Source organism: Cellulosimicrobium sp. TH-20 (assembly GCF_002105775.1).
Classification (GTDB): domain Bacteria; phylum Actinomycetota; class Actinomycetes; order Actinomycetales; family Cellulomonadaceae; genus Cellulosimicrobium; species Cellulosimicrobium funkei.
Genome location: NZ_CP020857.1, coordinates 4076155 through 4101204 on the forward strand (window position 1 = coordinate 4076155; position 25050 = coordinate 4101204).

The following is a 25050-nucleotide window of genomic DNA, read 5'->3' on the forward strand; positions in this document are numbered from 1 at the left end:
CGCGCGCGAGTCGGCGGTCACGACGGCATCACGGGACGCACCCTGCCCGCGCTTCCTGAACGGGACCTGAGAGACGTGACCTCCGCCACGCCCGAACCGTGCAGTTCGGACGCGACGGCCGTGGCGACAGCGCTGGACATGACCGACGTCACGCCCCGGAGACGGTCGCCGCGCCCGGGAGGAGGTCCGCGACCGGCTCGGTGTAGTGGAGGCCGACCAGGCGGTCGTCCTCGAAGTGCAGCGACGTGAGCGACGCGAGCGAGCACTCGCGCTTGCGCGGGTCGTGCCAGAGCCGGCGGTTCTCGAAGCTCAGGCGCGTGAGCCACACCGGGAGCTGGTGGCTGACGAGCAGCGCCTCGTGCCCGGCCGCCTTGTCCCGCGCGTCGGCGACGGCGGCCCGCATGCGCGCGACCTGCTCCACGTACGGCTCGCCCCACGAGGGGCGGAACGGGTTCCACAGGTAGGGCCAGTGCTGCGGGTGCCGCAGCGAGCCGTCCCCGACGCCGAAGGTCTTGCCCTCGAAGTGGTTCGCGGCCTCGATGAGCCGCTCGTCCGTGCCCAGCTCGAGCCCGAACGCCTCGGCGGCAGGCGTCGCGGTCTCCTGCGCGCGCTGCAGCGGCGAGGCCACGACGACCGTGAGGTCGGCGCGGGGGCGCGACGTGCCGTCGGGCCCGGGCTCGCCCGCGAGGTGCGCGGCGACGCGGCGGGCCATCTCGTGGCCGCGCTCGGAGAGGTGGTAGCCGGGGATCCGGCCGTAGAGGACGCCGTCGGGGTTGTGGACCTCGCCGTGGCGCAGGAGGTGGACGATGGTGGAGACCATGCCCACCAGTGTCCCGCACTCGGGGCGAGCGCACGCCACCGCGAGCCGGTGCGACGGGCCGGGACGGGTGGTCAGGCGTCGCGGTCGGCCTTGCACGCCTCCGCGACGGCCGCCATCGCCTCGCCCAGCGCCCGGAACTGCTCCGGCGTGAGCACGTCGACCAGGTACCGGCGCACGGCCGCCACGTGGGCGGGCGCCGACGCGACGAGCACGCGGTAGCCCTCGCTCGTCATCGCGCAGTTCACGCCCCGACGGTCGCCCGAGCTCGCGGAGCGCCGGACCAGTCCGCGCGCCTCCATGCGCGCGACGGTGTGCGTCACGCGGCTGCGCGAGCGGGCGAGCCCGTCCGCGAGCGCCGACATGCGCAGGGTGTGGTCGGGGCTCTCGGAGAGACGCACGAGCAGCTCGTACTCGTTGAGCGACACCTCGGACCGTTCCTCGTGGTCCCGGCCGAGCGCCTCGATGAAGCGCACGGTCCCGTCGAGGTACGCGCGCCACAGGCGCTGCTGCTCCGCGTCGAGCCAGCGCGGCTCGGCGGCGGGGGCTGCGGGGGTGCGGACGGTGCTCGCCGTCGGGGTGTCGACGTCGTTGCGGGTCATGGGTCCTCGGCGGTGCGGGGGCGGTCGGGGGCGTGGGGGCGTCGCGAACATTGTTCCACCCCACGGGAATAGACGGACCGAGGGGTGCTGTTGATACGCTCGTTCCGAAGTTGAACGTTCAACCACTTGGTCCGCCCGGACCCCGACCACCCGCAGGAGCACCCATGGCCTCGTCGCTGCCCGCCGGCCTCACGACCGGTACCTACGCCCTCGACGCGTCGCACTCGCAGGCGTCGTTCACCGTCCGCCACGCCGGGATCTCGAAGGTCCGCGGCACCCTCGCGATCACCGACGGCACGATCACCGTCGGCGACGACCTCGAGTCGACGTCCGTGACCGCCCAGCTCGACGCCGCGTCCGTGAGCACGGGCGACGAGAACCGCGACAACCACCTGCGCAGCGCCGACTTCTGGGACGCGGAGAACAAGCCGACGTGGACGTTCACGTCGACGCGCATCACGGGCGACGGCGACGACTACGTCGTGGCCGGCGACCTGACGATCAACGGCGTCACCAAGCCGGTCGAGCTCGAGACGGAGTTCGCGGGCACCGCGACCGACCCGTTCGGCAACCCGCGCGCCGGCTTCGAGGCGACCACCGAGATCTCGCGCAAGGAGTTCGGCCTCACCTGGAACGCCGCGCTCGAGACCGGCGGGGTGCTCGTCGGCGACAAGATCAAGATCGCGCTCGACGTCTCGGCCATCAAGCAGGCCTGACCGTCGTCCCGGGCACGTCCCGGGCGAGACCGGCACCCTCCGGCAGGGGAGCCGCCCCGAGGGGCCGCGTGCACCGGCACGCGGCCCTTCGTCGTCCCCGGGTCCGGACGCCGGGGCCGCTCAGCGCTCCTGCGACGCCGCGAGGGCGCGGGCCTGCGAGTGGAACGCGAGGATCTGCAGCTCGCTGCCGACGTCGACGCCGCGCACGTCGACGTCCGCCGGGACCTGGAGCGCACGCGGCGCGAAGTTGAGGATCTCGCGCACCCCCGCCGCGACCACGCGGTCCGCGACCGCCTGCGCGTGCGCCGCGGGCGTCGCGAGGACGACGATCGACACCTTCTCGCGCTCCACGACCTCCTCGAGCGCGTCGACGTGCTCGACGACGAGGCCCGCGGCCCGCGTCCCGACGACGTCCGGCGACGCGTCGAGGAGCGCCGCCACGTGGAAGCCGCGCTGCTCGTAGCCCGAGTAGTTCGCGAGCGCGTGCCCCAGGTTGCCGATCCCGACGATCGCGATGCGGTGCTCGTCGACGAGGCCCAGGGCCTCGGTGATGTACTGCGCGAGCGAGTCGACGTCGTAGCCCACGCCGCGCGTGCCGAACGAGCCGAGGAACGACAGGTCCTTGCGCAGCTGGGCCGGGCCCACGCCGGACAGCTCCGCGAGCTCGACCGACGACGTCGTCCCGACGCCCCGCGCCACGAGGTCCCGCAGCGCGCGCAGGTAGGACGGGAGCCGCGCCACCGTCGCGCTCGGGATCCCCGGCGCCGTCACCTCACCGACTACCTGCTCAGCCACCGTCACTCCGTCGTCCAGGGACCGTCCTCGTCGACGGTCACGCTCCACGGGAGGAATCATCCCAGGTCCGCGCGCGGCGCCGAAATCCGGGCCACCGCACGCGCCAGCCGGCGCGCGTCCACGCGCCAGAACCCCTGCTGCACCCCGCCGACCGTGACGACCGGCACGTACTCGCCGTACTGCTCGCGCAGGGCCGGGTCCGTGCCCGGCGCGTCCAGGTCGACCTCCGCCCACGCGACGCCCGCCTCGGCGCACACGGCCTCGACGACCGTCCGCGCGTCGTCGCACAGGTGACAGCCCGCGCGGCCGAACAGCAGGACGGGGGCGGGGGCGTCGGAGGTGCTCACGCCTCCCAGGGTACGAGGCCCCGGCAGGCCGACCGCCTAGAGTGGAGGCATGGCGACGTCTCCCGGCCCGGGCCCCGACCCGACCTCCCGGCCGACGCTCCCCGAGGAGGCGCCCGCGCGCGCGCCCGGGCCGCCGCACCGCACCGCCGCGTTCTTCGACGTCGACAACACGATCATCCGCGGCGCCTCGTCGTTCCACCTCGCGCGCGCCCTGTACCAGCGCGAGTTCTTCTCGACGCTCGACATCGTGCGCTTCGCCGTGCACCAGGCCCGGTACCTCGTGTTCGGCGAGAACAAGCAGCAGATCGACCGCATCCGGTCGCGCGCGCTCGCGCTCATCGCGGGGCGCTCCGTCGCCGAGGTCACCGCGATCGGCGAGGAGGTCTACGACACCGTCCTGTCGCTGCGCATCTACCCCGGCACGCGCCGCCTGCTCGACGAGCACCTCGCCGCCGGGCACCAGGTGTGGCTCGTCTCCGCGACCCCCGTCGAGATCGGCGAGCTCATCGCGCGCCGGCTCGGGACGACGGGCGCACTCGGCACCGTCGCGGAGCACGAGGACGGCTTCTACACGGGACGGCTCGTCGGCGACATGATGCACGGCCGCGCGAAGGCTGCCGGGGTGCGGGCGCTCGCCGAGCGCGAGGACATCGACCTCGAGGCGTCGTACGCGTACGGCGACTCGCTCAACGACGTCACGATGATGGAGGCCGTGGGGCACCCGTGCCCCATCAACCCGGACGCCCGCCTGCGCCGCCACGCGCAGGACGTCGGCTGGCCCATCCGCGAGTTCCGCGGGCGCCGCCGCCGCGTCGCCCGCAGCAGCGTCCGCACCGCGAGCTGGGCCGGCGCCGCCTGGGCCGCCGCGCTCGTCCTGCGCTCGGTGCGCCGCGCCGTCGACCGGCGCATCGCCCGCCTCTGACCCCGCCCGGGCCGCGCCCGGAGACGCGTCGAGCCCGGTCCCTCGGGAGGGACCGGGCTCGACGACGGGTCGGCGCGTCAGGACGCGCGCGACGTCACTTCTTGTTGCGACGCTGGTGACGCGTCTTGCGAAGCAGCTTGCGGTGCTTCTTCTTGGCCATGCGCTTGCGGCGCTTCTTGATGACGGAGCCCATACGGTCCTCGCAATGCTCGAGCGGCGTGTCGGTCGGCGACCGGTCGACCGGCCGCGGGTGGTCCACGGTTGATCGGGGCCCCGGCGACCACGAGGGCGCCGCAAGCCGACCAACACGAGAGAAATCCGCCCCCTAGCCTACCCGCTCGCGCCCGTGCCCCGGTACGCGACCGGTCGCGGGGCGTCTCAGTCGAAGTGCGCGTCGAGGCCCAGCAGCGGGAAGACGGCCCGGCGCGTGGCCGCGACGGCGCGGTCGACGTCGTCGTCCGGGTCGTACCCGCTGCTCCACCGCCGGACCTCGACCTCGGGCCCGAACGCGAGCGGCGCGTCGAACCCGGCGACCTCCGCCACGCGCTCGCGCCACTCCGCGGGCAGGGGCACGCCCGCGGTGACGGGCCGGTGCACGACCTCCCCCACGACGGCCGACCACACGAGCGGCACGACGCGCGCGATCGCGTACCCGCCCCCGCCGAGCGCGAGCCACCGCCCGTCGGTCAGCTCGTGCGCGAGCCCGTGCATCCAGGTGGCGGCCGTGCGCTGCGCGTCGACGGACACGTCGAGGTCGGACAACGGGTCCTCGCCGTGCGCGTCGCACCCGTGCTGGGTGACGAGCACCTCGGGACGGAACGCGCGCAGCACGGGCGGCACGACGGCGTCGACCGCGCGCAGCCAGCGGGCGCCGTCGGTGCGGCGCGGGAGCGCGACGTTGACCGCCGTCCCCTCGGCGCCGGGGCCCCCGAGGTCGGTCGGGTGGCCCGTCCCGGGGAAGAGCGTCGCGCCGCTCTGGTGGACGGAGACGGTGAGGACGCGCGGGTCGTCCCAGAACGCCTCCTCGACGCCGTCGCCGTGGTGGGCGTCGAGGTCGACGTACGCGACGCGCTCGACGCCGTCGTCGAGCAGGCGCCGGATCGCGACGGCCGCGTCGTTGTAGACGCAGAAGCCCGACGCCGCGCCCGCCTTCGCGTGGTGCATGCCGCCCGCGACGTTCACCGCGTGCCGGGTGCGACCCGCCGCGATCTCGCCCGCCGCCTCGTACGAGCCCGCGACGATCCGCGCGGCGGCCTCGTGCATCCCGCGGAAGACCGGGTCGTCCTCGGTGCCGAGGCCGCGGGCCGGGTCGGGCGTGCCGTGCTCCGACGCCGCGCGCACCGCCGCGACGTACGCGGGCTCGTGCACGAGCTCGAGCACGTCGTCGGGCGCGGGCTCGGGCCGCACGACCCGCAGGTCCGCGTCGTCGTCGAGCAGGCCGAGGGCGCGCACGAGCCCCATCGTCAGGTCGAGCCGGGCCGGCGCCATGGGGTGGCCGGGACCGAAGTCGTAGCCGAGGAGCTCGGGGCTCCACACGACGCAGGCTCCGGGCGCCGCAGCCGCCCCGGTCGGGGCGGGCGACGACGTCGGGTCGGTCGTGGGCATGGCTCACGGTAACGCCCGACGGCGCGCCCCCGCCCCACCGACCGCGCGCCGGACCACGCAGGGCCGCCGGTCCGGGCGTTCCGCCGGGTCTCCACGAGCCCCGGTGCGGCGTCCGGGCCCGCGACCGGGCATGATGTCCCGGCGCCGGAGCGGCGACATGACGGGCCACCGGGCCCGTGGCAGAGTGGCGCGAGTGGTGAGGGAGGCTCCATGCCGACGAGCATGACCGGGCGCCTGTTCCGGGGGCGGGAGATCGTCGACCGCCTCGCCCGGCAGTCCCCCGCCCGCCTCGCCGTCACCGTGTTCGCCGCCGTCATCGCCGTCTTCACCGCCCTGCTCATGGCGCCCTGGGCGACGGCGAACGGCCGGTCCGCGCCGTTCGTCGACGCGTTCTTCACCGCCACGTCCGCCGTGTGCGTCACCGGTCTCGTCGTGGTCCCCACGGGGACCTACTGGTCGGGGTACGGGCAGGTCGTCATCCTGCTCGGCATCAAGATCGGCGGCCTCGGCGTCATGACGCTCGCGTCGATCCTCGGCATGGCCGTGTCCCGGCGCATCGGCCTCACGCAGAAGCTCCTCACCGCGTCGGAGACGAAGACGACGCGGCTCGGCGAGGTCGGCTCGCTCGTGCGGGTCGTCATCATCACGTCAACCTCGCTCGAGCTCCTCATCGCGCTGCTCCTGCTGCCGCGGTTCGTCGTGCTGGAGGAGACGTTCGGCGAGGCCGCGTGGCACGGCATCTTCTACGGCATCTCCGCCTTCAACAACGCGGGGTTCATCCCGACGGAGCACGGTCTCGCGCCGTACGTCGGCGACTGGATGCTGTGCCTGCCGATCATCCTCGGCGTGTTCATCGGGTCCCTCGGCTTCCCCGTCATCCTCAACGTCATGCGCAACCGCCGCCGCGCCTCCAAGTGGAGCCTGCACACCAAGCTCACCCTCACCACGAGCGCGGCGCTCGTCGTCGTAGGCACGGTGCTCTTCGCGGCCGTCGAGTGGGGGAACCAGCGGACCCTCGGGCCCCTCGACCTCGGCGAGAAGCTGCTCGCGTCGCTCTTCGCCGGCGTCATGCCGCGCTCCGGCGGCTTCTCGACCGTGGACACCGGCGGCATGCACGAGGCGAGCTGGCTCATCACCGACGCGCTGATGTTCGTCGGCGGCGGCTCCGCGTCGACCGCGGGCGGCATCAAGGTCACGACGCTCGCCGTCATGCTCATCGCCATCGTGTCCGAGGCCCGCGGCGACCGGGACATGGAGGCGTTCGGGCGACGCATCCCGCGCGACACCCTCCGGCTCGCGGTCGCGGTGTCGTTCGTCGGCGCGACGGCGGTGCTCCTGTCGAGCCTGCTCCTGCTGGAGATCACCGGCGAGACGCTCGACGTCATCCTCTTCGAGACCATCTCCGCGTTCGCGACCGTCGGCCTGTCGACCGGCATCACGCCCGACCTGCCCGACGCCGGGAAGTACGTCCTCATCGCGCTCATGTTCGTCGGGCGCACGGGCACCATGACGTTCGCCGCCGCGCTCGCCCTGCGCGACCGCCGCCGCATCGTGCGCTACCCCGAGGAGCGCCCCATCATCGGGTGAGCAGGCCCGCCCGGCGGCGCGACCGCCGGACGCGACCGCCGCACGAGACCTCACCGACACGCCAGACACCGCACCACCGGACCGACGAAAGGCCCCACCGTGACCGACCCGTTCACCCGCGCCGCCGACGGGAAGGACGGCGCGTCCGCGGACCCCGTCGCCCAGCGCATCGTCGAGCGCGGCCGCGCGGAGCGCGCGCGCCGGGACGAGGCGAAGGCCCCGCGCAAGGACGCGGGCGTCCTCGTCATCGGCCTCGGCCGCTTCGGGACCGCGATCGCCGCGACGCTGGACCGTCTCGGGCAGGACGTGCTCGCCGTCGAGCGCGACCCCGACCTCGTCGCCCAGTGGAGCGGACAGCTCCCGCTCGTCGAGGCCGACGCCTCCAACCCGGTCGCGCTCGAGCAGCTCGGCGCACGCGACTTCCCCGTCGCGGTCGTGGGCGTGGGCACGTCGCTCGAGGCGAGCGTGCTCATCACCGGAAACCTCGTCGACCTCGGCACGCCCCAGATCTGGGCCAAGGCGATCTCGGCGGAGCACGGGCGCATCCTCCAGCGCATCGGCGCGCACCACGTCGTGTTCCCCGAGGCCGACGCCGGCTCACGCGTCGCGCACCTCGTCTCCGGGAAGCTGCTCGACTACATCGAGGTCGAGGACGGGTTCACGATCGTCAAGATGCGGCCGCCCCGCGAGGTGCAGGGGTTCACGCTCGCGCAGTCGAAGGTGCGCGAGCGGTACGGCGTCACCGTGATCGGCGTGAAGTCGCCCGGCGAGGAGTTCCTCTACGCGACCCCCGAGACCCGGATCAGCGCGAACGACCTGCTCATCGTGTCGGGTCACGCCGACCTCCTGGAGCGGTTCGCCGCTCGGCCGTGAGGGTCGGGTTCGATCGGGTTCACAGCCCGCGGGTCGGGCCCGCGGTGGGGTCGGACCGTGCGCTCGGACTGGCGCACCGTCGCCCTGGTCTTCCGGGCGAAGGTCTGAGGAGTGCGCCTTGACGTCCTTCGCGCACGGTCCGACCCCACCGCTCGTCCTGGCCGTCGCCCTTCGTCCCGCGGTTCGGGCCTCGGTCCGGTGGTCCCTCGGGGTCGGTCTGGCGCTGTCGTGCCACGGGGGGCACAAGGCTGTCGCGCCGCGTGGGGGCACGCATCGCCGGGATCCTCGCCGGTCGGCCTGCCCGGCTCGTCCGGCCGGTCGTCAGGAGGGTGGGCGGTGCAGGACGAAGAGGCCTCGGTGCAGGGGGCGGTCGTGGCGGTCGGCGTCGGTCGCGACGTACTCGTCGAGGACGGCGAGGATACGGCGGTCGAGCTCGGCGACGTCGTCGTCGGAGAGGTGCAGGTAGAACGCCGCAGACGTGGTGACGGCGTCCGGACCGGCGGCGAGGGCGTCGTCGAGCGCCGCGGCGACGGGGCCGAACCGCGCGCCGGGCTCGGCGTCGCGCAGCGGGTCGTCGAGCCACCACGTGGCGCCCGTGGCGCGGTAGGGCCGCTCGAGCGCCCCGCCCGCCCCCGTGCGGACCTCCGCGGGCTCGAGCAGCCCGGCACGCACGAGGAGGCGGACGTGATGCAGCGCCGTGCCCGGCGGGACGCCGAGGTGGTCGGCGAGCTCCTTGTTCGTCATCTCGCGCGTGCCGCACTGCCGCACGATGCGCTGGCGCAGCGGGTGCGCGAGCGCCTTCGCCTCGAGAGCGGTGGGCGGACGGCGGCCCGGGACGCCGGGGGCGCCCGGCCTGGGGGCGGGCCCGGCGGTGGGATCCGGGATCGACTCCAAGGTCGACTCCGGGGTGGGCTCGGGGGTCATGGGCTCATCGTACGGACCCTCGATCGAGAGCGCTCGATCGATTGGGGTTTCTCGATCACTGTGCCATGCTGGGCGACATGGCCTCTCGACCCGGGCGCCGTCGCCCCGCCGCCGCACCGCTCGGCGCGCCGTTCCGGCGCCTGTGGGCCGCGTCCACGGTGTCGAACCTCGCCGACGGGGTGCTCAAGGTCGCGCTCCCGCTCGTCGCGGTCCGGTACACCGACTCGCCGGCGCTGGTCGCGGGGCTGACGTTCGCCCTCACGCTCCCGTGGCTGCTCTTCGCGCTGCCCGCGGGCGCGCTCGCCGACCGTCTGGACCGGCGGCTCGCGATGGTCGGCGCCAACGTGGCGCGCGCGGTCCTCGTGGTCGCGCTCGCGGCCGTCGCGCTCGTGCCCGACGCCGGGAGCATCGCCGTGCTGTACTTCGTCGCCTTCGCCGTCGGCGTCACCGAGACGCTGTACGACACCTCGGCGCAGTCGATCCTCCCGCAGGTCGTGCCGCGCACCGCGCTCCCCCGCGCCAACGGGCGCCTCTACGCGGCGGAGCTCACCGCGAACCAGTTCGTGGGGCCACCTCTGGGCGGGCTGCTCGTGGCCGCGGGCGCCGCCGTCGCGTTCGGCGTCCCCGGAGCGCTCTGGGCGCTCGCCGTGGTGCTGCTGCTCGGGCTCCCGGGCACGTACCGGACGGTGCGCGCGACCCGCACGACGCTGCGCGCGGACGTCGCCGAGGGCCTGCGGTTCCTGTGGCACGACCGCATCCTGCGCACGCTCGCGATGATGGTCGGCGGCATCAACTTCGCGAGCAACGCCGCGTTCGCGGTCTTCGTGCTCTACGCCGTCGGCCCCGACTCGCCCCTCGGCCTGTCCGAGCCGGCGTACGGCGTGCTCCTCACCGCGACGGCGGTCGGGGCGTTCGCGGGGTCGTTCGTCGCCGAGCGTGTCGTCGGGACGATCGGGCGCGCGCGCTCCCTCGCGCTGACGATCCTCGGCACGGTCGCCCTCGTCGGCGTCCCCGCGGTGACGACGAACGCGTGGGTGATCGGCGCCGTCTCCGCCGTCGGCGGTGCCGGGATCGCCGTGTGGAACGTCGTGACGCTGTCGCTGCGCCAGCGCATCACGCCCGACGCCCTGCTGGGCCGGCTCAACGCGTGCTACCGGCTCCTCGCCTGGGGGACGCTGCCCCTCGGCGCCGCGGTGGGTGGCCTGCTCGGTGAGCTCTTCGGGCTGCGCACGGTCTTCGTGGTCATGGCGGCAGTGTCCGGCGCGACGCTCCTGGGGATGCTCGTCGTCGACGACCGGGCGATGGACGCCGCGGAGGCTGCGGCGGACGCACGCGACGCCGACGCGCGTGCGGTCGAGGCCGCGCGGGCTGGCGCCGAGACGGAGCCGCAGCCGGAGAGCTGACCCTGCGGGCGCGCCGGAGGGGCGCGCCGACGAGGTGCGCCCGGAGAGGTGCGCAGGCTCAGGCCGCGCCGCCCCTGCCTGCCCGACGGCGCAGCGCCGCCCCGGCCAGGACCGCCGCCCCGGCCAGCGCCGCGACGAGGCCCAGGCCCGCGCCCGTCGTCGCCAGGCCCGCGCCCGTCGTCGCCAGGCCCGCGCCCGTCGTCGCCAGGCCCGGGCGTGAGGAGCCCGGCCCGCCGCCCGCCGCCGCACCACCCGAGCCGCCCGCTCCCCCGGACCCCGCGGACGGCGTCATCCCGGGCTCGTGCGGCTCGCCGGGGGCGGCGAGCACGAGGAACGGCTCGGACACCACGTCGGCACCGCCCGCCGTCGGCACGAGCCGCACGTGGTGCTCGCCCGGCGTCGTACCCGCGGGGATCGTCGCGACGAAGAGGAACGCCCCGTCGGCGTCCGTCGTGACGGTGCCCAGGAGCACGGGATCGCTCTCGAGCCAGACCTCGTGGACGGCGTGCGGCGCGAGGCCGGTCCCGCGCAGCTCGAGCCTGCCGCCGACGACGAAGGGCCCGGAGCCGACGACGGCCACGCGCGGCGTCGTCGGCACCTCACGCTCGGTGATCTCGACGCTGACGCGCACGCTGTCGGCGGGGTCCGTGACCGAGATCGCGACCGGGGTGGCGGCCGGGGCGGCGGCCGGGGCGGCGGCCGCTGCAGGGAGGGTGGTCGGGGTCGCCGCGCCGGCCGTGCCCGCGGGCACGACGAGCGAGCCGGCGAGCACGAGGGCGGCGAGCAGCCTGCGGGTGGTCGTCGTCACGCGGGGAACCTCTTCGTCCGGCCCGGGGCGGGCACCGCTGGGTCGCCCCCGAACCCGACTGGACGATCGTCCAGTTCACGGACATCCTGCCATCCTGGACGCTCGAACTGAACACCCGTCCAGTTTGTTCACCCACGCGTCGCACCGCCGTCGACAGGCGGGCACGGCTCGGCCCCCGCCGCTCCGCGGAGCGACGGGGGCCGAGCCCGGACCCGGGCCGTGCCGGCACACGGCCCGGGGGTCCGGCACCCCCGGCCCGGCCGAGGCCGGACCGGGGGACGGTCAGGCGCAGTCGAGCGCGTCGACCGCCGCCTCGCGCGTGGCCGTCACCTCCCGGCCGTCGAGGGTCGCCACGCCGGTCACCGTGACCGAGCCCGCCGGGACCGCCGTCGTGCGGGCGGCGAACGACTGGTAGGCGTTCTTGCCCGGCGCGACGTCGGCGACCGTCTTCTCCCCGTACGGCGTCGTGAGCGTCAGCGTGACGGGGACGTCCTCCCCGTTCGTCGCGCGGACCGCGACGTACGCCTTCCCCGCGAGGCAGCGCGGCGTGACCTCGACCGCGAGGTCGAGCTCGGGCGCCGGCGGCTGCTCGCCGTACGCCGCGAGGAGCGCGGCGTGCTCGGCGGCCGTGATCGGCAGCACGGTGCCGTGGCGTGGGCTGCTCGGCAGGTGGGCGTCGACCGACGTCCACACGCCCGAGTCGAGGTCGGTGGACTCGAGCGGCAGGTACCCCTGGCCACCGTGGTAGCTCGGCTGGTCGACGAAGAGGTACCACTTCTCCTCGGTGTTCGACTTGAAGACGGTCGGGCCCTCGCCCGCGGTGAGCGTGCCGCCCCACGGGTTGGGCTGGCCGTAGCCGATCTTCTCGGCGACGAGGTCCCAGTCGGTCGAGCGCAGGTCCGTCGACTTCTCGAGGCGCGGGATCATGTACGCCTCGTCCTTGGTGAACCGGTAGTAGGTGCCCTCGTGCTCGACGATCGACGAGTCGATCATCCCCAGCCCGTTGCCGCGCTTCTCGTCGATCCACACCTGCGGCTCGGAGAACGTCACGAAGTCGCGCGTCGTGGCGTACATCATGCGCTGGTAGGAGTCGGCGATGCGGCGGCCGTCGGTCGACGTCGTCGGGTAGAGCGCCGAGGCCCAGTAGACGATGTACTCGCCGCGCTGCGCGTCCCAGAACGCCTCGGGCGCCCACGTGTTGCCCGCGTACGCGCTCGACACCGTGACCATGCGCTGGTCGGACCAGTGCACGAGGTCGGTCGACTCCCAGATCATCAGCGCGCGCGACCCGCGCTCCTGCGCGTTGCCGAAGTTGTTGCCGCCGTAGATGCGCAGGTCGGTCGCGAGGAGGAAGAACCGGTCGCCCTCGGGTGAGCGGATGATGAACGGGTCGCGCAGGCCCTTCTCGCCGAGCGTCGACGTGAGCACGGGCTCGCCGTCGTTGAGCTCGACCCAGTCGAGCGGGTCGTTCCCGTTGCTCGCGCTGAAGTAGACCGACTCGCCGTCCGCGGTGCTCTCCCCCTCGAAGTACGGGAAGAAGTAGCCCTCGTAGTCGGCGGCGGCCGGCAGCGGGCGGACCGTCGCGTCGTAGGTGTGCGTCGCGGTCGCGCCGTCCTTGGTCGCCGTGACGGTGAGCCGCACGACGGCGGCCGGCTCGCCGTGGGCGGGCCGGGTCACCTCGCCCGTGGCCGAGACGGTCGCGGGGTCGGAGCTCTCCCACGTGAGGGCGGAGCCGTTGGCCCCCTCGGCCGGCAGCGTGAGGTTGCCGCGCACGTCGCCGAGGTGCGGCACGACGACGTGGCTCGCGTCCCACGCCACGGCCGCGGCAGGAGCCAGGTGGGCGAGGACGGTGACGTCGAACTGGGCGGTGCGCGCGACCGCGCCGCGCGTGACGAGCGCGGTGAGCGTCACGGTCGCGTCGTCCTCGCCCGCGGCGGGCCGGGTGACCTTCCCCGTGGCGCCGACGACGCCCGCGTCCGACGACGTCCACGTGACGAGCGAGCCCTGCGCGCCCGTGGTGGGCAGCACGAGGTCCGCGGTGACGGCGCTCGTGTCGCCGAGGTCGAGCGCGGCGAGGTCGGCGTCCGCGGCGGCCGTGGAGGTCCGGGCCGCGAGCTCGGCCGCCTCGGCCGGGCTCAGCGCACGGTCGTAGAGGCGGAAGTCGCGCACCTGGCCCTTGAGGTAGCGGTCGCCGGAGTAGAGCGAGCGGCCGACGTAGTTCGCGGTCGTCTGACCGCCGCCGATCTGACCGGGGTCGGTCGTGACGTTCGTGGCCTGCTTGACCTGCACGCCGTCCTCGTAGAGCGTCGCCGTCGTGCCGGAGAGCGTGTACGTGAGCGTCTTCCAGACGCCGCGCTGGAGGTTCGCGCCCTTGGTGACGGTCTGCTCGGTGGTCCAGCTCCCGGTCGCGATCGACGTGCGGTACGCGTTGCCGGTCGTGAACAGGTAACCGTTGCCGTTCGACCCGCTCGTGTTGCCGAGCCCGTAGACGAAGTACGGCGTGCCCTGGTCCTGGCTCACGAGCACGTCGAGGCTCACGGTGGCGTCCGTGAGGCCCGCGAGCAGGTGGTCGGGCAGGTCGACGTAGTCGTCGGTCCCGTCGAGCGTCGTGCCGTCGGCCGTCGCCGTGCCGCCCACCACCGTGGCCGGGCCGAACGTCGAGCCCTCGGCGCGGTTCGCCGTCGTGCCGCCGGTCGTGCTCGCGGCGTCGAGCGGGTACCACGCGACGAGCCCGTCGTCGGTGGGCCCGCCGACGTCTGCGGCCGCGGGTGCGGCGACCGCGGCGGCGAGCGTGGAGACGGCGAGCGCCCCCACCAGCCCGGCGGCGAGCGCCGAGCGTGCTCGGTGTATGGAAATCATGTCGTCCTCTCCTCGTCGAGATGCAGGTCGTGTCGCGAGGTAGAGCCCCGGTCCCGCGAGGTAGAGGCGTGGTCGTGACCACGCCTCTACCTCGGCTCACCGGGGCTCTACCTCGGGGGATCGTCAGCCGCAGGGGTGGGCGTCGTAGGCGACGTCGTAGGGCGTGGTGACCGGGGTGCCGTCGAGCACGGCCGTGCCGGTGACCGTCACGGTGCCGGCCGGGACCGACGTCGCCCTCGTCGCGAACGACTGGTAGGCGTTCGCGCCCGGGGCGACGCCCGCGAACGTCTTCGTGCCGTACGGGGTCGTGAGGGTGACGTCGGCGGGCACGTCGCCCGCGTTCGTCGCCCGTACCGCGACGTAGACCTTGCCCGCGAGGCACCGCGGGGTGGCCTCGACGGTCAGCTCGACCCGGGGCGCGGGGGCGACGTCGACCGGGTCCACGCTCTCGAGCGTCGGCACGACCTTCTGGATGAGGCCGTCCTCGCCGAACGTGAGGCGGTCGATCGTCGTCTCGCGGTGGGTCCCGTCGCCGCCGGGGATGGCGAACCGGTGGTAGGCGATGTACCAGTCGTCCGTGCCCTCGACGTTGAGGATCGAGCTGTGCCCGGTCCCGAGGATGCCCTGCGAGGCGTCCTTCTCGAGGATCACGCCGCGGTACGTCCACGGGCCGTCGATGCTGTCCGACGTCGCGTAGCCGACGCGGTAGCTCTCCGAGCCCGTGTCGTCGATCGAGTACGTGAGGTGGTAGACGCCGTCCCGGTAGTTGAGGAACAGACCCTCGCGGAAGTCGGTCAGGCCGGGGATGCGCCGCAGCGTGTCCTGCTTGATCGACGTCATGTCGTCGCCCAGCTCCGCCATGACCGGGCCGTTCGACGGCCCGCCGTTGCCCCACAGCAGCCAGTGCTTCCCGGTCTCCGGGTCGCGGAACGCGGCCGGGTCGATGGCCTGGCCGGACGTGACCGCCTCGCCGTTCGTGATCATCGCCGTCGGCTGCGCGGTGAACGGCCCCTCCGGGCTGTCGGCCACCGCGACGCCGATCGTCTTCCGGTTGTAGGTCGGGTTGTGGCCGGAGAAGTAGAACCAGTACTTCCCGTCCCGCTCGATGATGGTGGGCGCCCACGCGTTGCCGGACGCCCACGGGACGTTCCCGTTCGCGCCGTCGAGCGTGAGGAACGGCTGCTCCGAGCGCTCCCACGTCACGAGGTCGGTGGACTTCCAGACGTAGAAGTCCTTGCCGCCCCAGCCCGGCGTGCCGTCGGTCGTGGCGTAGAGGTAGAACGTGTCGCCGAACTGCGCGATGTTCGGGTCGGCGTACGTCCCGGGGAGCACGGGGCTGCCCATCTGCTTGGCCTGGACCGTCCACGTGCGCGACGACCCGTCCGGCCCGGTCACGGTGTACGCCACGGGCTGCGTGAGGTCCTGCACGGAGCCGTTCCCGGGCGTGACCGTCGCGCGCGGCGAGACCGTGAGGACCGGCGCGAGCGCGGAGACATCCGTGCCCGGCTCGACGGCGAGCGTCACGGTCGAGCTCGCCCCGTCGACGATCGCGGGGACCTTGAGCGCGTCGAGCTCGGCGCCCGTGACGGCCGTGTGGTCGGCCCCGACCTGGTAGACCTCGTCCGCCGTGAGCGCGCGGTCGTAGACCCGGAAGTCGCGCACCGAGCCCTTGAGGTAGCGGTCGCCCGAGTACAACGAGCGGCCGATGTAGTTGGCGAGCGTCGAGCCGTTCCCGATGTCCTTCGGGTCGATGGTGACGCCGGTCTGGCGGCCCACCTCGACGCCGTCCTCGTAGAGCACGGCCGTCGTGCCGGACAGGGTGTACGTGAGGTGCTTCCACACCCCGCGCTGGAGGTTCGCGTTCTTCGTGACGGTCTGCTCGGTGGTCCAGTTCCCCGTCGCGATCGACGTGCGGTACGCGTTGCCCGTGGTGAACAGGTACCCGTTGCCCGCCGTGCCGCTCGTGTTGCCGAGGCCGTAGACGAAGTACGGCGTCGCCTGGTCCGTCGCGACCTTGACGTCGAGCGCGACCGTGACGTCGGTGAGCCCGGCGAGCAGGTGGTCGGGCAGGTCGACGTAGTCGTCCGTCCCGTCGAGCCGGACGCCCTCCCCGGTGCCGGAGAAGGCCGCGCCGTTGGTCAGCGTCGCCGGGCCGAACGACGACCCGGGCGCGGTGTTCGCCGCCGCCGTCCCGCTCGTCTCGTCGAACGCGTACCGCACGACGAGCCCCGGCACGTCGGCCGTCACCTCGACCGCCACGTACGCGGTGCGCGACCCGTCGGCCGTGGTCGCCGTGACGAGCGCGTGGCCCTTGCCGACGCCCGTGACGACGCCGTCGGCCGAGACCGTGGCGACGTCCGCGTCGTCCGACGCCCACGTGATCGCGCGCGCCGTCGCGTTGGCGGGCGTGACGGTCGCCGTGAGCTGCCGCGTGCCGCCGACGCCCACCTCGAGCGACTCGGGGGTGACGCTGAGGCCCTCGACGGGGACGACGTCGTCGGTCACGGTGACGACCGCGCGGGCGCGGACGCTCACCCCGCCGCCGAGCGTGCCCAGCACCTCGAACGAGCCCGCCTGCGCGTACGATGCCGGGTCGACCGCGTCCCACGTGACGTCCGCCGAGCCCGTGGAGCCGTCGGCGAAGCGCGCCGTGACGCTCGCGGGCAGCACCGGCGCGGAGCCGGTCTGGACGGTCACGGCGACGTCCTCGACGGACTCGACGAACGCGTCGGGCTGGTACGTCCGCAGCAGGCGGTCGTACTCGGCCTGCGTCACGGGGAGCACCGTGCCGTGGCGCGGGCGGGACGGCATCTCGTAGTCGGAGGACATGGTCCACTCGGCCGCGTCGAGCGAGGTCGACTCGAACGGCACGTAGCCGCGGCCGCCGAACTCGTCGATGAAGAGGTACCACTTCTCCTCGGTGTTCGACTTGAAGATCGTCGGGCCCTCGCCCTGGTTGATCCCGCCGCCCAGCGAGTTCGCCTTGCCGATGCAGTCGGTGATGAAGTCGTAGTCCGTCGAGCGCAGCTCGGCCGCCTTCTCCGCGAGGATGAACTTGGAGCACGGCGTGGACGACGTGTTGTTCCGCTCGTCCTTGGTGAACCGGTAGTACTGGCCGTCGTGCTGCGTCACGGTCGAGTCGATGACCGAGTAGCCCGGGTCGACCCACACCTGCGCCTCGCTGAACGTCACGAAGTCGCGCGTCGTGGCGTACATCATGCGGTTGTACGTGTTGCCGGTGTGGTCCGGGTCGTCCTCCGCGTAGAGCTTCGAGGCCCAGAACACGACGTACGCGCCGATCGTCTCGTCGTAGTACGCCTCCGGCGCCCACGTGTTGCCCGCGGTGTCGGGCGAGACCTGCACGAGACGCTGGTCGGTCCAGTTCACGAGGTCCGTGGACTCCCAGACCATGATCGACTTCGAGCCGGTGCGCTGGGACGCGTCCCAGTTCCCGTTGCCGTAGATCTTGAGGTCGGTGGCGATCTGGTAGAACTTGTCGCCCTCGGGCGAGCGGATGATGAACGGGTCCCGCAGGCCCTTCTCCCCCAGCTCCGACGTGAGGACGGGCTGGTTGTCGTTGAGGTTCTGGTACTTCAGCGGGTCGTTGCCCTGGCTGAGCCCGAAGTAGACCTGCTCGCCCGTGGCGGTGCCCTCGCCCACGAAGTACGAGAACAGGTAACCCGCGAGGTCCTCCTGCTCGGGCAGCGGCGGGACGTGCGCCGCGAGCTCGCGCGTCGCGGTGGCCGCGCCGACCGTCACCGTCGCGGTGAGGGCCACGGTCTCGGCGTCCTCGCCGTGCGCCGGGCGCGTCACCTCGCCCGTCGGGGTGATCGTGCCCGACGACGACTCCCACGTCACGCTCGCGCCGTGCAGCCCCGTGGTGGGCAGCGTGAGGTTGCCGCGCACGTCGTCGAGGTTCGTCACCTCGAGCGCGGCGGCCGCGGCGTCGGCCTTCGCCTGGTCGCCGTCGCCCGGCAGGACCGTGACGTCGAACGTGCGGGTCGCGGTCGCGCCGCGCAACGTCACCGTGGCGGTGAGCGTCGCGGTCGCCGGCTCGTCGCCCGCGGGGCGCGTCACCGCGCCGCTCGCGGAGACGACGCCCGCGTCGGAGCTCGACCACGCGACGGCGGAGCCACCGACGCCCTTCGCCGGGAGCGCGAGGTCCGTGGCGACGGCGCTCGTGTCGCCCAGGTCGAGCGCGGCGGCGTCGGCCGCGACGGCGTCCTGCGCGGCGTCCGACGCGAGGTCGGCGACCTCCTGCGCGGTGAGCGCGCGGTCGTAGAGCCGGAAGTCCTTCATGCGCCCCTTGAAGAGGTTGTCGGCCGCGTAGGCCGACTTCCCGAGCGCGTTCGCGGTCGTGGTGCCGCCGCCGATCGCGCCGGGCGTGATCGTCACCGCGGTGTTCTGCCCGACCTGGGTGCCGTCCTCGTACAGCCGCGCCGTGCCGCCCGCGAGCGTGTAGGTGACGGTCTTCCACACGCCGCGCTGGAGGGCGCCCGCGGGGGTCTTGGCCGTGTTCTGCTCGCGGCCCCACGCGAGGTCGGAGATCGTCGCGCGGTAGTTCGCGTTGCCCGTCGAGAACAGGTAGCCGTTCCCGGACTGCGGGGTCCCGACCGCCGCGTTGCCCAAGGTGTAGAAGAAGTAGTTGCCGCTCAGCGACGTGTCGACCCACACGTCCGCGCTCACCGTCACGGCGTCGTAGCCGGCCAGGAGGTCGTCGGGCAGGTCCACGTGGTTCGCGCCGCCGAACGTGAGCCCCTGTCCCGCGCGCCACCCGCCGCCCGAGCCGACGAGCGCGGCGTCGAGGCCGTGACCCGACGCGTCGTGCGCGACGGCGCCCTCGGTCTCGTCGAGCGGGAGCCAGAGCCGCAGACCGTCCGTGGTCGGCTCGGCCGCTGCGGGGGCCGGTGCGGGCGCCGCGGGCATCGGGCCGGCGGCCGCCGCGCCCACGGGCGCGAGCGGGGCGACGAGCGCGAGGCCGAGCAGCGCCGCGAGCGAGCGGCGTCGGCGTCGGGCGCGGGGCTCCGCGGGCGTCGGGGGTGGTTCGTGGCGTGAGGTCATCGGTGACTCCTCGTCGTCGTGCCCGGCGTCGGCGCCGGTCGCGGGTCCGCCGTCGGACGCGCGTGTGAACGCTAACATGTGAACGCAAACATGCCTAGGGACCCCGGGACCGACAACGATGTCGAAAAGCGCGTGAGGACTCCCGGGCGCACCCGGACGCCGACGGCGGCCCGCACCCCGGGTGGGGTGCGGGCCGCCGTCGGGCAGTGCTGGTCGTCCGGTGTCAGCCGCAGGACAGGTCGCCGTAGGCGGCCTCGTGCGCGGTCTCGACCGTGACGCCGTCGAGCACCGCGGTGCCCGTGGCGGTCGCGACCCCGGCCGCGAGCGACCCGGACCGCGTGGCGAACGACTGGTACGCGTTCGCCCCCGGCGCGACGTCGCGCACGACGCGCGCGCCGAACGGGGTGACGAGCTCGACGTCGGCCGCGACGTCGGCGAGGTTGGTCGCGCGCACCGCCACGTAGGCCTTGCCCGCGAGGCAGCGTGCGGACGCGGTCACGTCGAGCTCGACGGCCGGGCCGGCGGCGTCGGCCGCGAACTCCCACGTGTCCACCTCGACGAGGTCGACGCCCGCGGGGCCGGCGAACGTGAAGTACACGTCGTGGACGCCGCTCACGCCCTCGAGGGCGGCGGTCACGTCCGCCCACTCGCCCACGGGGGTGTCGAGGTCGAGCGTGCCGACGACGGCACCCTCGCGGTCGTCGAGGCGCACCTCGACGGTGGCACCCTCGACGAGCGGCTTGACGCGCGCCGTGACGCTCGCGGCACCGTCGCCGAAGTCGACCGACGACAGCGCCGACCAGTCGCCGGCGTCGACGTCGCGGACGACGAGGTTCGGCGCCTGGTCGCCGAACTGTGCCGAGCCGCCGTCGACCTTCGCGGTGGTGAGGCCCTGCTGCCACGCGAACGTCTCCGCCTCGAGCACCTGGAACGGGTCGAGGTCCTTGACCTGGTCCACGCCCGCGTAGTCGCCGACGACCTGCTGGACCGTGCCGTCCGCGTTGAACGTCAGCTCCTGGATGTGCGGGCTGCGGTAGCCCTGCGTGGTGCTGCCGTTGATGCGCTTGTTGAGCGTGGGCGCGTGGTACGTGAAGTAGTACTTGCCGTCCAGCTCGAACACCGACTGGTGGTTGTTGCCACCCGTGCCCGCGCCGAAGAACTGCGACTGGTTCGGGAACATCACGCCGGCGTACGTCTCCTTGGGGAACGACATCGGGTCGTCGGAGATCATGTAGCCGATCTGCCCGCCGCCCGGGTACCCCGGGAGCGTGGCCTGGTTGCCGCCGAAGTCGTTGCCGCCGAAGTGCGACGAGTACGACAGGTAGTACTTCCCGTCGCGCTCGAAGACCTGCGCCGCCTCGAACGCCACGGGCGCGTCCACGACGGCCGCCGTGCCCTGCGTGGAGACCATGTCGTCGCCGAGCTCGATGACGCGGATGTTCTTCGGGTTGTTGAACCGCTCCGCCGCGGGCATCGACGTCGACGCCGGGCCGCCGCCGAAGTAGAGGTACGCGCCGTCGTCGGTGACGAGCGGCGCCGGGTCGAACTTCCAGGCCACGGCCTCGGCGCCCGGGGTGCGCCCGTCGATGAGCGTGCTGTCGCGCTCGCTCGTCCACGGCCCGAGCGGCGAGGCGCCCGTGATGACGTTCGACGACCCGCCGCCGTTGGCGTAGTAGAGGAAGTACTTGTCGACGCCGTCGACCGTCTTCTTCGCCATGCCCGGCGCCCACGAGTTGTTGGTGAAGGGGGCGACGCCCTGCGGCCCCGCGACCTGGATCTCGCCGTGGTCCGTCCAGTTCACGAGGTCCTCGGACGAGATGAGCGTGATCTGGTTGATGCTGCCGTAGTTGATCTGCGGCGAGACGCCCGTCACCGGGTCGGGCGCGTAGCCCTGGGTGTCGTTCGTCATGTACATGTACACGCGCCCGTCCTCGACGAACCCGAACCCGTCGGCCCCGAACTTGTGGGAGATGAGCGGGTTGTGCTCGCCGGGAAGCTTGCCGAGCACCTCGATCGTCTTCGACGGCGGTCCGGGCGGGGCCGCGCCGACGACGGAGACGTCGTCGAGCACGAAGTCCATGAGGTGCGTCGCCGGGTCGGCGGACGGGTTGCTCGTCCACGGCGTCTCGAAGAACAGCCGCGCGGTGCCGACGTTCTGGTCGGCCGGGATCGTGAACCGGCCGTCGAGCGTCGCCCACTGGCCCTTGGTCGCGGTGACGCTCACCAGGTTCGTGTACGACCCGCCGCCGTAGTGCATCGTCGCGAAGAACTGCTTGGTGGCCGGCGCCGCGGCGGCGTCGTAGCGGATCTTCGCGGTGAGCTCGTACGTCTCGCCCGCGCGGACCTTGCCGCTGAGGTCCTGCATCGGACCGGAGCCGGTCGTCGCGCGCTCGGTGGTCAGGGCCGCGGCCTCGCCCGCGAACGCCTGGTCGGTGGTCGACAGCACGGCCTTGTCGGTCGCGTTGCCGTTGTTGACGAACCAGCCGGTCGTGCCGTCCTCGAAGCCGCCGTTGACGACCAGCTCCTCGTCCGCGGCGTACGACGGCAGCGCGGCGAGCGACGCGGAGAGCAGCGTCACGAGCGCGGCCCCGGCGACGGCGCCGCGCAGGCGACGTCGTCTGCGGTGGTGCGTGTCCATGGATCCTCCTCGATCGATGTGGGTGTCCTGCGCGTCCGCGCGCCTCGCGCGGACGGTCGTGCCCGACGGCGGTCCCCGCCGTCGTCCTGCGTCCTCCCTCCTCGCGCGCCGACCCGGCGCGGCCTGCGCGGCCCGCCGGGTCGGGCGCGGGTCAGCGGCCGAACGGCACGGTGCGGGTCGTCGTCGCGGCGTCGGTCGAGCGCGTGACGGTGACGGTGGCCTCGCCAGCCGGTGCCTGCGACCGTCGCGTCGGGAACGCCTGGTAGGCGCTCGCCCCCGGTCGGACGTCGGCGAACGTGCGGCTGCCGTACGGCGTGGCGACCACCACGTCCACCGGGACGTCCTCCTCGTTCACGACGCGCACGGCGACGTAGTCCGTGCCGGCGAGCGCGCGCAGGCTCGCCTCCGCCGCGAACGCGACGCCCGGGGACGTCGTCGGCTCCAGTGACGCGACGGCGAGCGCGAGCGCCCGGGCGGGAGCGTCGGCCTGGTTCTGCGTCGACGGCGCGGTCGTCGACCGCGCCCAGGCGAGGGCCTGCTCGACGGCGGCCCACGACTCGGCCGTGTGGTCCGCCGGGTCGAGCCCTTCCGCCTCGGCGACGACGGCGTCGAGCGCCGTCCGGTCGGCGCCGCCGTCGGCGTCGAGCACGTCGCTGAGGAGGAAGTGGTCGAAGTCCACGTGCCCGCCGGTCCGCTCCTTGGCGTAGGAGAAGAGGCCGAACCGGTAGCCCATGAAGTGGGACAGGCTCCAGTCCATGACGAGCGGCCCCTGGCGCGGCCCGAGCGGCTGCCACGTGCGCCCGTCGAGGCTGTAGGAGTACTGCACCCAGAGCTGGCCGCCCGGCGAGGCGAAGTCCGCGTCCGCCTTGAGGTGCACGTCCGCGCGCTCCCCGAGCGGGACCTGCGACCCGGGGACGAACGACTCGACCGCCTCGCGGTCGATCGTGTCGGTGAACGGCTGGAGCCGCGTGACGAGGCCGAGCGTGCGCTCGCCGTCGACCTGCTGGACCCCCGCGTACGCGAAGCTGCGGCCGTAGACGGCCAGGCCGGCGACGTCGCCGTCGAGCATCCCCGACACGTCGACGCGGGTCTCCGCGGAGGCCGTCGGCCCGAAGGTGCGCTGACCGAGCGTGTTGCGCGCCTCCTCGAGGTAGGTGAGGTCGCGCCCGGGCGCCTTGGTGTACTCCGCCTCGCCGCTCACGACGTGCCCGTTGGTCAGGCGCAGCCAGCCCTCGCGCTCGGTGAGGGACCAGTACCGGTTGTCCGGCGCGTGGTTCCACTGCCAGGCGAGGTCGAGGTCCGAGCCGTTGTACGACACCTCCTCGAGCGTGGGCGTCTCGACGGCCGGCGCGCGGCCGACCACGGACACGTCGTCGAGCAGGTACTCGACGCTCGACGACGGCGGCTGCGGGTTGCCCCACGGCGTCTCGACCGCGAGCTTGAAGGTCCGGACGTCCGCGTCCTGCGGGACGGTGTAGGTGCCCCGCACGGTCGTCCACTCCCCCGGCGTGGCGTTCGCCCACGCGAGCGTGGTGACGCCCGCGCCCCAGTCCCCGACGAGGTTGAAGCGGACCTGCGCCGGCCCGGAGGCGTAGCGGACCCGGGCCGAGACCTCGTAGGTCACGCCCGCCTGGATCTTCCCGCCGAGCTGCTGGTTCGGCCCGGAGCCGTTGAGCGTCCGGCCCGCGACGCGCAGCGCGCCCGTGCCCGACGCCGCGCCGCTCGTCTCGCGCGACAGCGTCGCCCCGAACTGCGCGGCCCACGGCGCGGTCCCGGCGTCCTCGAACCCAGGGTTGGCGACGAGCTCGACGCCGAGCAGGGACTCGTCGTACGTGGGCGCGTCGGGGACCTCCCAGACGGTGTCGCTGAACGCGCGGTGCTCGGCGTCGTTCGCGAAGTCGTCGGAGGCGACGATGCTCTTCAGCCGCTCCCGGCGCTCCGTCGCCGGGTCCAGCACGATCGGCTTGGCGAACGTGTCGCCGACGCGGACGACGCCGTCGTCGCCGAACGTGGGCCAGCCGTCCTCCCACGTCGCGGGGATGAGCGCGGGGATGCGGCCGAGAGGGTAGGTGTCGCGGAAGAACATGCCCCACCACTCGTAGCCGCCCGCGCCGTCGGGCACCTCGACCAGCCCACCCTGCGCGAAGCCGTCCGAGTTCAGCGCGCTGCGCGCCTCGTACGGGTTCGACCCGTCGGCGGTCTCGTAGCGGCCCAGCAGGTGCGGGGAGCGGAACAGCACCTCCTGCCGGTTCTGGCCGCTGGGCCACGTGATGATCGCGACGTAGTACTCGCCGTCGATGTAGTGCACCTGCGCGCCCTCGAACAGCCCGCCGACGAACGGCTCGCCCGCGTAGTCCGCGGCACGGAAGATGTTCGGGAAGTCCGCCTCGATCGCGGTGAGGTCGTCGTTCAGCCGGACGGCGCTCGTCGCGCCCGAGCCGTAGAAGATGTAGGGCGTCCCCCCGTCGGCCTCGTCGAAGAACAGCGACGGGTCGTGGAACCCCCGGCCGAGCGCGGTGCGCTCCCACGCGCCGTGCTCGACGTCGTCCGTGCGGAAGAGGTACGACCCCCGAGGTCGTTGGTGTTGAACACCACGTAGAACGTGCCGTCGCGGTAGCGCAGCGAGGACGCCCACTGCCCGTTGCCGTAGCCGTTCTTCCCGTTGCGCAGCGACGACACGTCGCCGACGCCGAGACGGTCGTAGACGTAGCCGACGATCTCCCAGCTCACGAGGTCGTACGACTTCATGATCGGGGCGCCGGGCGCGAGGTGCATCGTCGTGCTGATCATGTAGTAGAGGTCGCGGCCCTCGTCGTTCTCGGCCGCGGGGACGCGCGTGACGCTGATGTCGGGGACGTCGCTGCGCAGGAGCGGGACGTCGTACGTCCCGTCGCCGCGGTCCGTCGTGGTCAGCCCGGTGAGGGCGGTCGCCGCCGGGGGCTCGTCGTCGGCCGTCGCGGTGGCGTGCGCCGCGGGCAGGCCGGCCCCGAGCGCCAGCACCCCCGCCACGATCGTCGCCGCGGCTCGTCGTCTCCGGTGCCTGCTCATGTCGTTCCTCCTCGTCGAGGTCTGCTGCTGTCGTGGGTTCATGCC

At 73.6% G+C, this 25050-nt stretch carries 18 protein-coding genes and 1 pseudogene; 5 read left to right on the top strand and 14 right to left on the bottom strand.

Annotated features, from left to right (window positions below; genetic code table 11):
* Positions 1-148: 148 nt before the first annotated feature.
* Both B8281_RS18210 and B8281_RS18215 read right to left on the bottom strand, forming a co-directional pair.
* Positions 149-820 carry a histidine phosphatase family protein gene (locus tag B8281_RS18210; RefSeq protein ID WP_043655743.1) on the bottom strand — a complete coding sequence of 224 codons (672 nt, stop codon included), beginning with the start codon at positions 818-820 and terminating at the stop codon, positions 149-151.
* 71 nt (positions 821-891) lie between these two features.
* A complete protein-coding gene (locus tag B8281_RS18215) occupies positions 892-1419 on the bottom strand; it encodes a MarR family winged helix-turn-helix transcriptional regulator (protein WP_082774794.1) in 528 nt (175 codons plus the stop codon).
* A gap of 164 nt (positions 1420-1583) precedes the next feature.
* Here B8281_RS18215 and B8281_RS18220 point away from each other — a divergent pair, with 164 nt between their 5' ends.
* Positions 1584-2135: a YceI family protein gene (locus tag B8281_RS18220; protein ID WP_043655749.1), complete on the top strand. Its 552-nt coding sequence runs from the start codon at positions 1584-1586 to the stop codon at positions 2133-2135.
* A gap of 120 nt (positions 2136-2255) precedes the next feature.
* Here B8281_RS18220 and B8281_RS18225 read toward each other — a convergent pair whose 3' ends face one another.
* Together B8281_RS18225 and B8281_RS18230 are read right to left on the bottom strand one after the other, a co-directional pair.
* A complete protein-coding gene (locus B8281_RS18225; protein ID WP_021482510.1) occupies positions 2256-2930 on the bottom strand; it encodes a redox-sensing transcriptional repressor Rex in 675 nt (224 codons plus the stop codon).
* Between the two features lie 56 nt (positions 2931-2986).
* Complete coding sequence (locus tag B8281_RS18230) at positions 2987-3277, bottom strand: glutaredoxin family protein (protein WP_232322615.1); 291 nt, start codon at positions 3275-3277, stop codon at positions 2987-2989.
* Between the two features lie 49 nt (positions 3278-3326).
* On the opposite strand from B8281_RS18230, the gene B8281_RS18235 reads away from it, so the two are divergent.
* Entirely contained in the window at positions 3327-4199 is an 873-nt protein-coding gene (locus B8281_RS18235) for an HAD family phosphatase (RefSeq protein ID WP_076403236.1), read from the top strand.
* 94 nt (positions 4200-4293) lie between these two features.
* On the opposite strand, the gene B8281_RS18240 is transcribed toward B8281_RS18235, so the two are convergent.
* Both B8281_RS18240 and B8281_RS18245 read right to left on the bottom strand, forming a co-directional pair.
* Positions 4294-4392 (bottom strand): 30S ribosomal protein bS22, encoded by a 99-nt coding sequence (locus tag B8281_RS18240; RefSeq protein ID WP_003792170.1) that lies wholly within the window; start codon positions 4390-4392, stop codon positions 4294-4296.
* A gap of 185 nt (positions 4393-4577) precedes the next feature.
* On the bottom strand, positions 4578-5804 hold the full coding sequence (locus tag B8281_RS18245) for an acetoin utilization protein AcuC (protein ID WP_085388444.1): 1227 nt from the start codon (positions 5802-5804) through the stop codon (positions 4578-4580).
* Between the two features lie 210 nt (positions 5805-6014).
* Between B8281_RS18245 and B8281_RS18250 the strand changes: the two genes are divergently transcribed.
* Both B8281_RS18250 and B8281_RS18255 read left to right on the top strand, forming a co-directional pair.
* Positions 6015-7391 carry a TrkH family potassium uptake protein gene (locus B8281_RS18250; RefSeq protein ID WP_085388445.1) on the top strand — a complete coding sequence of 459 codons (1377 nt, stop codon included), beginning with the start codon at positions 6015-6017 and terminating at the stop codon, positions 7389-7391.
* A 168-nt stretch (positions 7392-7559) separates the two neighbouring features.
* Positions 7560-8264, top strand: coding sequence for a TrkA family potassium uptake protein (locus tag B8281_RS18255; protein WP_043655776.1), 705 nt, complete (start codon positions 7560-7562; stop codon positions 8262-8264).
* 321 nt (positions 8265-8585) lie between these two features.
* On the opposite strand, the gene B8281_RS18260 is transcribed toward B8281_RS18255, so the two are convergent.
* Positions 8586-9188 carry a transcriptional regulator gene (locus tag B8281_RS18260; RefSeq protein WP_157446671.1) on the bottom strand — a complete coding sequence of 201 codons (603 nt, stop codon included), beginning with the start codon at positions 9186-9188 and terminating at the stop codon, positions 8586-8588.
* Between the two features lie 77 nt (positions 9189-9265).
* Between B8281_RS18260 and B8281_RS18265 the strand changes: the two genes are divergently transcribed.
* On the top strand, positions 9266-10591 hold the full coding sequence (locus tag B8281_RS18265) for an MFS transporter (RefSeq protein WP_085388857.1): 1326 nt from the start codon (positions 9266-9268) through the stop codon (positions 10589-10591).
* 58 nt (positions 10592-10649) lie between these two features.
* Here B8281_RS18265 and B8281_RS18270 read toward each other — a convergent pair whose 3' ends face one another.
* From B8281_RS18270 to B8281_RS19930, 7 genes and pseudogenes are all read right to left on the bottom strand, one after another.
* A complete protein-coding gene (locus B8281_RS18270; protein ID WP_085388446.1) occupies positions 10650-11399 on the bottom strand; it encodes a hypothetical protein in 750 nt (249 codons plus the stop codon).
* A 282-nt stretch (positions 11400-11681) separates the two neighbouring features.
* Positions 11682-14258 (bottom strand): immunoglobulin-like domain-containing protein, encoded by a 2577-nt coding sequence (locus B8281_RS18275; RefSeq protein WP_085388447.1) that lies wholly within the window; start codon positions 14256-14258, stop codon positions 11682-11684.
* Positions 14259-14381: 123 nt separating this feature from the next.
* The gene (locus tag B8281_RS19925) at positions 14382-19319 is read right to left on the bottom strand and encodes a family 43 glycosylhydrolase (protein ID WP_232322616.1); all 4938 of its coding nucleotides are present in this window, start codon (positions 19317-19319) and stop codon (positions 14382-14384) included.
* Between the two features lie 223 nt (positions 19320-19542).
* Positions 19543-21957 (bottom strand): family 43 glycosylhydrolase, encoded by a 2415-nt coding sequence (locus B8281_RS18290; RefSeq protein WP_085388448.1) that lies wholly within the window; start codon positions 21955-21957, stop codon positions 19543-19545.
* Positions 21958-22108: 151 nt separating this feature from the next.
* Positions 22109-24043 carry a carbohydrate binding domain-containing protein gene (locus B8281_RS18295; protein ID WP_157446742.1) on the bottom strand — a complete coding sequence of 645 codons (1935 nt, stop codon included), beginning with the start codon at positions 24041-24043 and terminating at the stop codon, positions 22109-22111.
* Positions 24029-24463, bottom strand: a pseudogene (locus B8281_RS19990) (family 43 glycosylhydrolase); the annotation flags it as partial. The pseudogene B8281_RS19990 and the gene B8281_RS18295, both read right to left, overlap by 15 nt.
* Entirely contained in the window at positions 24367-25047 is a 681-nt protein-coding gene (locus B8281_RS19930; RefSeq protein WP_157446672.1) for a family 43 glycosylhydrolase, read from the bottom strand. The pseudogene B8281_RS19990 and the gene B8281_RS19930, both read right to left, overlap by 97 nt.
* Positions 25048-25050 lie beyond the last annotated feature (3 nt).